This is a genomic window from Phocaeicola acetigenes, assembly GCF_027529745.1.
GTDB classification, from domain to species: domain Bacteria; phylum Bacteroidota; class Bacteroidia; order Bacteroidales; family Bacteroidaceae; genus Phocaeicola; species Phocaeicola acetigenes.
This window is the reverse complement of record NZ_JAPZVM010000001.1, coordinates 148,827-161,184: the sequence shown is the minus strand read 5'-3', so window position 1 is coordinate 161,184 and position 12,358 is coordinate 148,827. Positions and strand designations below refer to the sequence as shown.

Sequence of the window (12,358 nt, the reverse complement as noted above, 5' to 3'; positions counted from 1 at the left end):
CAAGTTGTCATACCTTTACTTTATACCCATATCCATAAATACGTTCGATTATTTTTGCAAACACAAGTAATTTTTTGAAGCCCCGCCTTTTAAATCACAAACTATTGACAATCAACAAATACTATATCGCGTTAATTTAACAGATAAATTGATATATAGACAGAGGATTCCGTATGAGAAAAATAGGCATTTTTAAACTTTAAAAAGCACTTTTAATTTATAGAAGCAGATTTATGATTGAGAGGGGGCATTGAAATACACCATATTCAAAGAAATGAGAAGGACTGGCTCATCAATCATTTTCCTAGTGGGCCTACAGATTCTGATTTTGTACTTTTGCATGTTGTAGGAAAAGAAGCCACATTCTGGATCAATGGAGAGTATGCGCATGAAAAACTGGAATAAAGATTTAAGTGGCGATGGAAATACATAATCTTCTGGATATCAAACCAAGCTCCGAACTACGTGAATGGCTGATGCAGAAACATAAAACGGAAAAAGAATGCTGGGTGATTGTCAAGTTTGGAAGGCTAACAGACGATAAGACTTTCTGGTATATTGATGCCGTAGAAGAAGCCCTATGCTTCGGCTGGATAGACAGTACCACAAAGAAAATAGCAGACGGAGTGACAGCCCAGAAACTTTGTCCCAGGAAACCACGAAGCAACTGGTCGGAACTGAACAAGGAAATATGCCGCAGAATGGAACGCATGGGACTGATGCTGGAAGAGCTGTTCTGCCGGATATGTCACCTGATGGTTTCAATATTGATAAGGATATACTGCAAAGACTGCAGTCCGATCCGGTAGTGTGGAACAATTTCTGTCAATTTCCCGATTTATATAAGAGAATCAGAATTGATACGATTCAAATAAAACGGAAAGATCCAGATACTTACGAAAGTCGGTTGGTCAAATTCATTGAGAATACGCAGAAAGGATTGCTTTATGGAGAATGGAATGACAATGGGAGACTATTAAAATACTGAATAATATTAATATATCACTATTTTTTTACTACCTTTGCTCTCCATTTTAGAAGAAAAACGATTGTTCAACAATATGAAATGGCAAGTTTGCATATAGCTGTGCATAACAGATAGCATTCTCAATTTAAGTTATTTAGACATACAGGCTTCAGATTATAAGTCTGTATGATCTTTTGCCATTATATCAATTCACATTACAGACAAGTAACATCAGCAGCTCACTGAGCTTGCTGTATTTAAACATGTTGAACAATGAACTATACATACAGAAACATTTGGCTCATCAACTTTCCTGTCATGATGAGCATCCTTATCGAACAGCTTATAAATATAACCGATGCTATCTTCCTGGGGCATGTCGGTGAAATAGAATTGGGAGCATCGGCACTTGCCGGAATATGGTATCTGGCCATTTATATGCTCGGCTTCGGATTCAGTCTGGGGCTGCAGGTTGTCATTGCACGGCGTAATGGTGAGCGGAACTATTATGAAACTGGCAAGACTTTCTTTCAGGGACTGCTTTTCCTGTCAGTTCTGGCGATTCTGCTGTGCATCATTTCGAAAATATTTTCCCCCATTGTTCTGGGCAGACTGATTGCCTCGGAGGAAGTATATGCTGCAGTCATCGATTATCTAGACTGGCGCATCTGGGGATTGCTGTTTTCCTTCCCATTCCTTGCATTGCGCTCTTTCCTTGTCGGTACCACACTTACAAAGCCGTTGAACAAGGCCGCACTTGCTGCCGTAATGGTCAATATACCTTGCAACTGGCTATTCATATTCCATTTTGACATGGGTATTGCCGGAGCTGCAATGGCATCGTCTTTTGCTGAATTATGCTCATTGGCAATACTGTCAGTCCATATTTTACGGAAAATGGACCGGCAAGCCTATGGCCTGAAATGGCAATTCGACAGGAAAATATTGCATCATGTCTGCCGTGTTTCTAACTGGAGCATGTTCAACCAGTTCATCGGCGTAGCCTCCTGGTTTGCCTTCTTCGTGGCAGTCGAACATCTGGGTGAGATGGAACTGGCGGCTACAAATGTCATACGCAGCATATCCACCCTGTTTTTCGTCATTGTCAATTCGCTGGCGGCAACCACGGGTTCATTGGTGGGCAATCTGCTGGGAGCAGGACAAAAGAATCTGGTTTTACCGTTATGCAACAGGGTTATCCGTATGGGATACGCCGTGGGAGGCCCGCTGATTATCCTTTCCATCATCTGCTTCAATCCGATTTTCAGCATTTATTCCGGAAACGGGGATCTGATGCGGACAGCTCATCTGCCGTTTGTAGTAGCCCTGCTGAATTACGTTTTCGCCCTGCCCGGTTATGTATACATGAATGCCGTAACCGGAACAGGTGCCACACGTACGACTTTCATCTTTCAGGCTGCAACTATCATAGCCTATCAGATTTATTTATGGTCTGTGAGCTGTTTCAGCACATCCCTTTCCGTATACTGGACAGCTGAATATCTGTACGTGATATTGTTGGGGGTGTTGTCGGTTATCTATCTCAAGAACAAGGGATATTGAATATTCCTATCTGTTCTGTAACTTTTTGGGAGGCAGTATTATCAGACTGGATGATTGCATGTGCCTTGATTATTTCTACACTTTTCCATTTAAATAATCCTTTTGATTACACCCTTTTTTCTTCTATTTGTGTAGAAGTGACTATATAATTTATTCCGCAAAAGATTTAGAAAAAACGTTGGAATACGAAGTTTATCAACTAAATTTGCAATAACATACTCACCCCGCTTCCCACAGGAACAGCGCGCTCAGGGTGAGTCTTTTATTTTATCTATTGGTATAGTGACGTTGTTAGTTACTTTTTATGAATTTAGTTGATGGTTTAGAGTTTTACACTTTTTCAAGCGAATAAATCGGATTCGTCACACTTTTTCAAGCGAATGAGACTTCATTTGTACACTTTTCCATCAAAATTGAGGTTTGAAATCTACACTTTTCCATGAAATCATCAACTTCACTTTATCCCCATAATATATGCGTTGAAAATCTTTTCTCTATCTATTTAAGCCTTCCATTTGTTAATTCACCTTTCAACATTTCATATACATAAGCTGAACTTTCAATATAGAGCCCCGTAGATTCATCAGAGAGTTTTGCAAAGGTTTCTGAGTTATAGAATTCTTTGAGAGCAGTTGGCAAATCGCATCCGTTATCTTCCATAAGATAAGCTATTATATCTTTGGTAATACCTTCTACCAGATATTGCATTCGTTTATTCATAATCTGTGCAAGTATTTAATGGCTTTTGCCGAATGAAACAAATATTGTGATGAAACTTTTTTGTATTTTAGGCCATTCACAAGCATTTGCAAATCAATAATTCCATCATCAAAATTACGGAACAAGGTCGCAATGGTATCATCGGCGACAGGGCCTATGACAATGTCAAAACTATGTGTCGGTTGCAAGTTTTTCCTGCTACGATTAGCCATAACGAACAAGGCCCAGTCTTCACTTGGCTCTTCAAATATCTTGACTGAAAGAGTATCCAAGGCTGTTTCGTCAAATTCGAACTCTGTAACTATTGGCTCTCCACCATAAATAGCAGATGTACGCCTAGCCATTTGTTTCGCCTGTTCCTTAATCTCTGTCAGATAAAAACCTTGTCCAAAATCCTTATAAGGTTTGCATTTTGACAGATCTATCTGATCAATTACTATATTCGAACCATGGTATAGTTTCATCGAATACCTCCTCCATTATTTAGACAAACTTGTGTAAGATCTTGAACACAGTCATCAAATGAAAGTAAATGCTCTGCATCGTAATGCTCTGTAATAAAATCAATACCTTTAAAGCGTATCAAATAATTACTCGCTTCACGGACAGAAAGATGGTGACTCTTGGCAAATTCACTAATAGCAGAAACAATATATGCTATCACGTTTTTATTAATCTTTTGCTCATTTTTCAAAACAACAGAAGCCGACATACCAAGAGCATCTAGTACTCTTGTAACAGTCTTTATTGTGAGTCCCTTCCCACTCTCTATTTTAGAAATTTGGGCTTTCCCGACTCCTACACGTTCACCTAGTTCTTCCTGGGTAAGCCCTTTGCGAAGACGCTCGTTACGAATCATCGGACCTATATTTTCCAAGCTATTTGCCATATGATATAATATTTATACGTCAACAAATATACAGCAAAGTTTCCAAAATAGGAAACAATCATTAATAAATTGTGTTCTACCTTTACTTTATCCCCGTATTCATATATACGTTCATTAAAGTAAAGTCAAAATAAGGGAAGAAAAGAGATGGCTGCGCCATGAAAATGTTTTCAGTCATTTTTCTCTTTTGGCTGCAAATTTTATAAACAATCCGGTTGTAAAGGTCAGTCCCAAACGGCCAGTCCAATCAAGCACCAAACACCTCACTTGGACCCCGAAAATATCCGTGAATCCATCCTCGATTTTGCAGCCCGTTTAGGCGAAATAAACCCCGACATGCCCTATCTTTGCAGACGGGGTCTGTCGGGGTCCAAAAAGGCTGTTTTTGCCTCTTTCCCCTCTGTTCGGAGAGAGTCGATGAAAAAAAACGTTAAATCTTCGATTTTTCGCAAAAAAACAAGTAAATTTTTGAGTAGTTTACCTTTTAAGATGTAAACCACTGATAATCAATGAGAATATGATGATGCATCGGACAAATTAAATATTATAATCAAAACTGCAACAAATTAGAGCCAACCATAATGAAGTCGCTTATTTTCAGCGACTTTTTTTATTTACCAAAAACCTGCTATAATAAGCAGACAAAAAGAGGAATTATCCGAACTGTAAACCACTCATGTAAAGTGATAAAAGGCTGATAAATGTCGGAGGCTACAATCGACGTCGTCGATTGTAGAGTTGCCGTTGTTGGCGGTACAGCCGACGATGTCAAATATACAGCCGACAGCGTCGGCTGAAACAAACGAATAAAAACATGAATCTATGTTCGTATAAAGAATGTCTTTCTCAATCTGAAAAAAGAATGAGACCGTCTCACTTTAGCATCCAGGCTTATAAAAACAGATTGTCAAGAACCCAAGAGAGTACATTCCATTTTGACACACTTCATATCCCACTGCTGAAACTATGTTATAATAAAAATATTATGCCCATCTCTTATAGATCAATAGAAGCAAATCTCTTCAGCAGATCTCTGTCAAAGTAACGCTTTATGATTTCCAAACTTTTCTTTTGTAATCAATACAATTTTCATATCATATAATATTGAAAATAGATAGCTTTTATTATTTTTGCAATAAATTACACAAGAACTATTATTGTACACCTATAACAATACCTAAATGACGAAGAATTCCTACCTGATACCATTCTTTCTAATAATGGCAGCAGTCGTTATCCAATTCTGTGCAGGAAACTTTCCGTTTCATTTTTTTGAATTTCCATTGAATGTTATTCTTGGAGCAATATGGGTTTATTCCATTTATGTGCTCGTTCACGACAATAACAGCGAAAGCAATATATCAAAAGTCATTGTATCTCCCAAAACCACAGCCTTCAGCCTGTTTCTGTTTATTTGCGGTACCTTAGTCATAGGTCTGTTTCCGCAGATGTCTGCAGTAGATGCGGAAAACGAAAGCGGACTATTGGGACGACTTGGATTCTACAATTTCATGTCATCATGGATTTTCGTATCAATACTTTTCATTCTGCTTTCACATCTTGCAGCCATAACCATCAGAGGATTTAAGTCAAGAAAAAAGAAAAGATGGAGATTCCTTCTCAACCATGCTGGAGTATGGATTGCGTTGTTCGGAGGATTCATGGGCAGCAGCGACATTGTGACAGCCAGAATACCAGTATTCTTCGAAAGCGAGAACAATGAGGCACAAACAATGGAAGGCCAGCATTTCTATCTTGACTATAATATGCAGTTAATTGATTTCCATGTCGAACACTATCAGAATGGAATGCCAAAAAGTTATGTCGCAGAAGTAAAGATTTCCGACAGAGAAAACGGAAAATCATCACAAGTAAGTCTGGAGGTAAACCATCCGTATGAATATAATCTGGGCGAAGATATTTATCTCGTAAGTTATGACACACGCTCGGACAAACCACAATACTGTATTCTGCAAATAGTACGCCAGCCTTGGAAATATGTACAGCTGATAGGTATAATAATGACAATAGCTGGAGCTATCGGTATGTTTATCGGAGGACCTCAAAAAAAGACTTCAAAAGAATAATCATAAACCTCAATAATATAAATAAAGATGACAATAAACTGGGACATATTTTATATATTCACCATTGCCTCTGTAATCTTGTGGATTATCAGTGCTGCAACTTCGGCTACAAGGAATGGAATATCAAAAATAGCCGTAACCACCAGTTTGGCAGGCAGTATTGTTTTTCTGGTATTTATCGTAGGGCTATGGATATATCTGCAGAGACCTCCGCTCCGAACCATGGGTGAAACCAGACTATGGTACTCACTTTTCATGGGTATATCAGGACTAATCACATATTTAAGATGGAAATACCGATGGATACTTTCATTCTCTACTCTGCTATCGACTGTGTTCTGTATAATCAACATCCTGAAACCCGAAATACACGACCAGTCACTGATGCCAGCCCTGCAAAGCATTTGGTTTATTCCGCACGTCACTGTATATATGTTCTCATACTCCGTACTTGGCTGTGCATTTATAATAGGGTGTATCGGGCTGAAAAAGCATAAGGAAATATATACAACTACTGCCGACAAGCTGGTATATACCGGAACTGCTTTCCTCACAATAGGAATGCTGACGGGAGCAATATGGGCTAAGGATGCCTGGGGCAACTACTGGAGTTGGGACCCTAAGGAAACTTGGGCTGCCATTACATGGACTGTATATCTGCTGTATATACACATACGCCTGCAGAAAACATACAAGAGCAAGAAACTGCTGTATGGATTGCTCATAGCAGGATTTATATCGCTCCAGATGTGCTGGTACGGAGTAAACTATCTTCCGGCAGCACAAAAGAGTGTACATCTTTATAACAGAGAATAATTAAGAATAGGAAACTAACATTTAAAATTTGAGATTATGAAGAAAAAATTTATCTTGGTAGCATTACTGATTGCAGCAGGTGCTGTAACAGTTTACCGCCTTGTAAACCAAGCTCCTTCTGAATCGCTTGCAGCCAACGAGAGAATGCTTGCAATACTTACCGACGGAGGATGTATGGAATGTCACTCGGCTACCCCGAAACTTCCATTCTATGCCAATTTCCCTGTAGCAGGCAAGTTGGTGAAGGAAGACATCGAGAAAGGCTACAGAGAGTTTGACGTTGAGCCTATGATGACAGCTCTGAAAAACGGTGAAAAAATAAGTGAAGTAGATTTGGCAAAAGTAGAAAAGGTAATCAAAGATGGAACTATGCCATTGGCAAAGTATTACCTCATACACTGGGGGTCATCAATGACTGCCAAGAAAACAGAAATTTCCCTTGACTGGATTAAGAACTACAGAGCACAGGCATATCCTAACCTTCTTGCAGCCGCAGAGTTTGCAAACGAGCCTGTACGTCCTATCCACGACTCTATTCCTGTTGACATCCGCAAGGTTATCCTTGGAGACATGCTGTTCCATGACACACGTCTCTCTGCAGACAATACCGTATCGTGCGCTACATGCCATTCGCTGAATACTGCCGGTGTAGACAACAAGCAGTTTTCTGTAGGTATAAAGGAACAGGTAGGTGGTGTAAATGCTCCTACAGTATTCAATGCTCACTATAATTTTGTCCAGTTCTGGGACGGACGTGCAGCAACACTGGCAGCACAGGCTGGTGGTCCTCCACTCAATCCTATCGAAATGGGACATAAATCTTTCGATGATATCTGTAAGGTTCTTTCCGAAGACAAGGCATTCGAAAAAGTATTCATGGAAGTATATCCTGAAGGATTTACAGAGGCTACAATTACTGATGCTATTCAGGAGTTCGAACGCACACTGATTACTCCTAACTCTAGATTCGACAAATATCTGAAGGGAGACAAAAATATACTTACAGCTGAAGAAATAAACGGTTATGACTTGTTCAAGAAATATAACTGTGCTACATGCCACGTTGGAGAAAATCTTGGAGGACAATCATACGAACTGATGGGTATGAGAGCAGACTACTTCGGGGACAGAGGTACTGAGATAACATTCGAAGATCACGGCCGTAACAAGGAAACTAAAACCGAGCGTGATATGCACAGATTCAAAGTTCCTGGACTTAGAAACATCGAGCTGACAGGTCCCTATTACCACGATGGAACAAAGAAGACACTTGAAGAAGCCGTAATCGACATGGCTAAGTATGAAGTTGGTGTCAACCTTACTGAAAGCGAAACTGCCGATATCGTTAAGTTCCTCAAGACTCTGACTAACGACAATCTGTAATTTTGCATTGATCTTAGATGCAATCTTCTGAAAGAAGTACTGCTTCTAAATAACCATTTCAATTACTGAAAAATAAATTATTTATAACAGTTCAGCAAAGTTAACTTGCTGAACTGTTTGTTTTTGTAGCTGGTTATTTTGATAAATAAAGCATCTGTTAGTTAACGAAATAACGAACAAAGAATTTACATACTGAGAACATATCCCGATATATTGAAAATCTGCAACTAGTGAAAATTGCCGACATTGGGTAAGGTTATTATAAAAGACTTCAGACAAGATTCACACGATTTTTTATAGTTTTGCAGACTAATTCTAATCAAAACTATATACCCATGTGTCAAAAGACAAGAAAAAACAAACTCATCACCATATCTGCATGGATTGCCGCTCACATCACCTTCGTTGTGGTGCTGGTAACAATCCTAGCACTCTTTTTCCCTTCCTCGTTTACCTGGATAGGAACTTCGGCCATTACTCCGATGCTGGGTGTTGTAATGTTCGGTATGGGACTCACACTCCGTCCTTCCGACTTCAGACCAGTTTTGCAACACCCCAAAGACATCCTTGTAGGCGAACTGGCACAATTCCTCATCATGCCCTCCCTAGCATGGTTAATCTGCCAATTGTTGTCATTACCAGCAGAGCTCGCTCTCGGAGTGATTCTCGTAGGATGTTGTCCGGGAGGAACGGCAAGCAATGTCATCTGCTATCTGGCTAAAGGCGATGTACCCCTTAGTGTAGCGATGACCGGAGTTTCTACACTCCTGGCTCCCATACTCACCCCTGCCCTTGTCTGGATGCTTGCCGGAGAGTCGGTGGAAGTAGACATAGCAGGTATGTTTTTAAGTATCGTACAAGTAGTAATTATCCCTATTGTATTGGGTGTTGCCGCCAATCATTACTTCAGACAGACCACTCAACGGATAGTACCATTACTACCTATGATTTCCACTCTGTCTATTGCATTCATCATCGGTATCATTGTAGCGCATAACTCTGCCAGTATCCTTTCGTGTAGTCTGATTGTGGGCATAGCAGTTATTCTCCACAATGTATTCGGACTGACATTAGGCTATGCTCTCGCTACCCTAAGTGGAAGTGAACCATCCAAACGCTCGGCCATCTCCATTGAGGTAGGCATGCAAAACTCTGGCTTGGCTACATCACTTGCTGCTACACACTTTGCCATGTTCCCTTTGGCAGCCGTACCCGGAGCCATGTTTTCGGTATGGCATAACTTTTCAGGAAGTATCGCAGCACAGATTTTCAGAAAACAATCCGACAAAGAAGAAAAAAATAAAGAAGCCTGACACATAACCCCTACAAACAAAACATATCACATTGAAATATGCATGATAAGAACATAAAATAAAAAATGCGACCCAAACTATTTTTGAGCCGCATTTTTTATTATCTCAAATTACGATTATTCAGCTTTTCCAAAAAGGATGTCTTCTCCCTGAACAAATGTAATATCACGCGGAATACCCGCTCCGTTAATTTTATCAAGATCGGCCTGAAGTTCTGGAGTAATTCCACCATTCTCTTCTCTGTACTTCTTGGCAAATTCCACATTACCATCTCCTTGTGTCTGAAGAATCAATGCAGCCCAGCTATTCATTGCTTCTTTTGCCTTTTCAAAATTAATGACATACTGACCTTTGGCATCACGTGCAAATGCACCTGCTTTTTCCATGTAGTTAAAGCACATCATATTAGCCTTACCATGCGAAGAAGCTGCACCAAATCGAACCGAACGCAAGATACCCGCAATATAAGTAGCCATTGCGTCTTCGGCCGTAATATTTGTAATTTCACCCATTTCTATCAGCTTGGTCACCATAAACAAGCCCAAGATATCAGCCTTTGCTTCTTCCCATGAAGTCTTTTCCGTACCCATTACCGCATCTACACTTTCATTGGTACGAATAGTCTGTTTCACACCCAGTCCATGTGCCACTTCGTGGAAAGTCACATTCCAGAAAAATGCATCAAAGTTGAGATACTTCTGTTGTTCGGGAGTAACGACAAGTTGTCCGATAGGCAAGAGAATCTTATCGAATTTTGCTTTCATAGAGTTTCTCAATTGCAAACGGCGTGTACCTTTCAATGCGTGCACTCTTTCATCGTTTGGCAGATTAATGGCAATCGTCTTGCTTCCCGCATTACAATCACCAGCATAATACACCGCATCATACACGTTCAGGTCTGACGATGTACCCGGTACAAATGTTTTATATTCCGGCGGGCAAGGCAACTCTTTTTGAAGAGCCGGAAGCATCGCTACAAACTTGGCAAGGTCTTTGCTTCTGGCTTCATCCTTCAGCAAAATAAACGACTCGTACGATGCTTTGGTTTCACGGAACATATCATCGTAAGTTTCAATAGGTCCTGTCACAAAATCAATCTTGCTATCCTTCATGTCCATCCATGCCAGATCACTCTCCAGATAATCATCCGTCTTAAATGCTTCGATTCGCTTTTCAAGGTAATTCTTTAAACCCGGATCTTCTGCCAGTAAAACCCCCTTTTCCAATAAGGAACAGATACGTTCTATTTCCGGAGCATACTCTTCATGATACCATACACTCTTCAAAGAACCATCTTCATTGCGGCGGATTACGGTATACCATGAGTCTTTATTTGCATCTTCAAACGCGTTAAACTCCGCTTCGGTAATATCGTGAGGATAATAGTTGCACACATCCAGTTTTTCGCCATACCCATCCAGGAAAGGTTTGTTGTTATCCAGACGGTCCCACGCTCCATACTGAATCATGGCAAACTCTTTTGCATAGCTATCGGTAAGAGTGTCAAGCTTACTCTTGTCGCCAAAAGTCTGCTTCCAGAAAAGATCATCAGTAATCTTTCCCACCTGGAAGAATATTCTTACCAGTTCTTTCTCCTTGTCACTCAAATTGTTTACAAGATCCGATTTCAATTCTACAGAGGCATACTCCTCAACTTTTGCTTTCATCGGCGATTCCTTTTGCTGGCTTCCACACGAGAACAAAGTAGAAGCCGCTACGGTAACTCCCAGCAATGTAGCCGAAAGGTTAGTCATTCTTTTTCTCATACTCTATTGATTGTTTTGTTTGTTTGCGAAGATACGAAAACTCCCAAACATCTCAGCCATTAAATAATCTGGTTTTTTAAATGATTATACAAGAAAGGATATCATGGTGCCTGTTTTATTTCATACCACACATCAATATATTCCATTTTATTTATTATCTTGCATTAAAAAGTAAACGTAAGCATGAAAAACAAATCCTTACACTCCTGCCCCGAACTGATTGACTACATCAATGAAACGGGTTTCCTGCCCTTGCTAAGCATGGGCATTGCCGGATGGTCGGCCGAAGAAGTCGTGGACGAAGACTGCCAATACACTCGTTTGCCCGACGGCGGATGGGAATGGCCACTTTGGGAATGGAAAGGCGCCATCCTGCAAGAGAGTGGATGCGCATACGGCAAATTCTTCAAGGACAAAGCCGCATTCATCAGCCGCGAGTGGTGGCCCGACTTCTGCAATTACCGGCGGAGCATTTTTCCTTATCCGGAAGCAGGAAGCATTGAAGAAAGTATTCTTAACATTCTGAAAGGCGAAGGCAGCCTGATTACCCGAGAGCTACGTGCAGCATGTGGATTTACCGGACCAAAGATGCGGAGCCGCTTCGATGCTTATCTCACCCGACTGGAAATGGGCGGCTATATCGTGACGGAAAATTTTATCTATCCCCGCGACCGCCACGGACGAGAGTACGGCTGGGGTTGGTCACTACTCACCACGCCCGAACGTCTCTTTGGACGGGAGGCCTGCCACCCCGACCGCAATCCACAGGAATCACGCGAACGGATACTAGCCCAGTTCCGGAAAATACTACCGTATGAATCAGAAAAAACATACGCAACCCTGCTAAAATAAAT

The 12,358-nt window shown here is 40.7% G+C and carries 12 protein-coding genes; 8 read left to right on the top strand and 4 right to left on the bottom strand.

The window, feature by feature from the left end; translation table 11 throughout:
• The first annotated feature begins 419 nt into the window (after positions 1 to 419).
• The 3 genes from O6P32_RS00730 to O6P32_RS00720 all read left to right on the top strand — a co-directional run bounded on the left by O6P32_RS00730 (position 420) and on the right by O6P32_RS00720 (position 2,530).
• On the top strand, positions 420 to 809 hold the full coding sequence (locus tag O6P32_RS00730; protein WP_269876312.1) for a YdeI/OmpD-associated family protein: 390 nt from the start codon (positions 420 to 422) through the stop codon (positions 807 to 809).
• A complete protein-coding gene (locus O6P32_RS00725; protein ID WP_332909931.1) occupies positions 692 to 988 on the top strand; it encodes a YdeI/OmpD-associated family protein in 297 nt (98 codons plus the stop codon). The genes O6P32_RS00730 and O6P32_RS00725 overlap by 118 nt, the downstream gene beginning before the upstream one ends.
• 252 nt (positions 989 to 1,240) lie before the next feature.
• On the top strand, positions 1,241 to 2,530 hold the full coding sequence (locus tag O6P32_RS00720) for an MATE family efflux transporter (RefSeq protein ID WP_269876310.1): 1,290 nt from the start codon (positions 1,241 to 1,243) through the stop codon (positions 2,528 to 2,530).
• A 498-nt stretch (positions 2,531 to 3,028) separates the two neighbouring features.
• Here the strand turns inward: O6P32_RS00720 and O6P32_RS00715 are convergent, their stop codons facing one another.
• The 3 genes from O6P32_RS00715 to O6P32_RS00705 are packed head-to-tail and all read right to left on the bottom strand — an operon-like array spanning position 3,029 to position 4,139.
• Positions 3,029 to 3,250, bottom strand: coding sequence for a hypothetical protein (locus tag O6P32_RS00715; RefSeq protein ID WP_269876309.1), 222 nt, complete (start codon positions 3,248 to 3,250; stop codon positions 3,029 to 3,031).
• A complete protein-coding gene (locus O6P32_RS00710; RefSeq protein WP_269876308.1) occupies positions 3,247 to 3,714 on the bottom strand; it encodes a DUF3990 domain-containing protein in 468 nt (155 codons plus the stop codon). The genes O6P32_RS00715 and O6P32_RS00710 overlap by 4 nt, the downstream gene beginning before the upstream one ends.
• Positions 3,711 to 4,139 (bottom strand): DUF3791 domain-containing protein, encoded by a 429-nt coding sequence (locus O6P32_RS00705; protein ID WP_021892629.1) that lies wholly within the window; start codon positions 4,137 to 4,139, stop codon positions 3,711 to 3,713. Before O6P32_RS00705 ends, O6P32_RS00710 begins: the two co-directional genes overlap by 4 nt.
• A 1,181-nt stretch (positions 4,140 to 5,320) precedes the next feature.
• On the opposite strand from O6P32_RS00705, the gene O6P32_RS00700 reads away from it, so the two are divergent.
• From O6P32_RS00700 to O6P32_RS00685, 4 genes are all read left to right on the top strand, one after another.
• A complete protein-coding gene (locus tag O6P32_RS00700; RefSeq protein WP_269876307.1) occupies positions 5,321 to 6,226 on the top strand; it encodes a cytochrome c biogenesis protein ResB in 906 nt (301 codons plus the stop codon).
• A 33-nt stretch (positions 6,227 to 6,259) separates the two neighbouring features.
• A complete protein-coding gene (gene ccsA, locus O6P32_RS00695) occupies positions 6,260 to 7,042 on the top strand; it encodes a cytochrome c biogenesis protein CcsA (RefSeq protein ID WP_408636034.1) in 783 nt (260 codons plus the stop codon).
• 36 nt (positions 7,043 to 7,078) lie between these two features.
• Positions 7,079 to 8,425, top strand: coding sequence for a cytochrome-c peroxidase (locus O6P32_RS00690; RefSeq protein ID WP_269876305.1), 1,347 nt, complete (start codon positions 7,079 to 7,081; stop codon positions 8,423 to 8,425).
• 335 nt (positions 8,426 to 8,760) lie between these two features.
• Positions 8,761 to 9,738 (top strand): bile acid:sodium symporter family protein, encoded by a 978-nt coding sequence (locus O6P32_RS00685; RefSeq protein WP_269876304.1) that lies wholly within the window; start codon positions 8,761 to 8,763, stop codon positions 9,736 to 9,738.
• A gap of 116 nt (positions 9,739 to 9,854) precedes the next feature.
• On the opposite strand, the gene O6P32_RS00680 is transcribed toward O6P32_RS00685, so the two are convergent.
• On the bottom strand, positions 9,855 to 11,504 hold the full coding sequence (locus O6P32_RS00680; protein WP_269876303.1) for a dipeptidyl-peptidase 3 family protein: 1,650 nt from the start codon (positions 11,502 to 11,504) through the stop codon (positions 9,855 to 9,857).
• 183 nt (positions 11,505 to 11,687) lie between these two features.
• On the opposite strand from O6P32_RS00680, the gene O6P32_RS00675 reads away from it, so the two are divergent.
• Positions 11,688 to 12,356 carry an AlkZ-related protein gene (locus O6P32_RS00675; protein WP_269876302.1) on the top strand — a complete coding sequence of 223 codons (669 nt, stop codon included), beginning with the start codon at positions 11,688 to 11,690 and terminating at the stop codon, positions 12,354 to 12,356.
• The last annotated feature ends 2 nt before the right edge of the window (positions 12,357 to 12,358 follow it).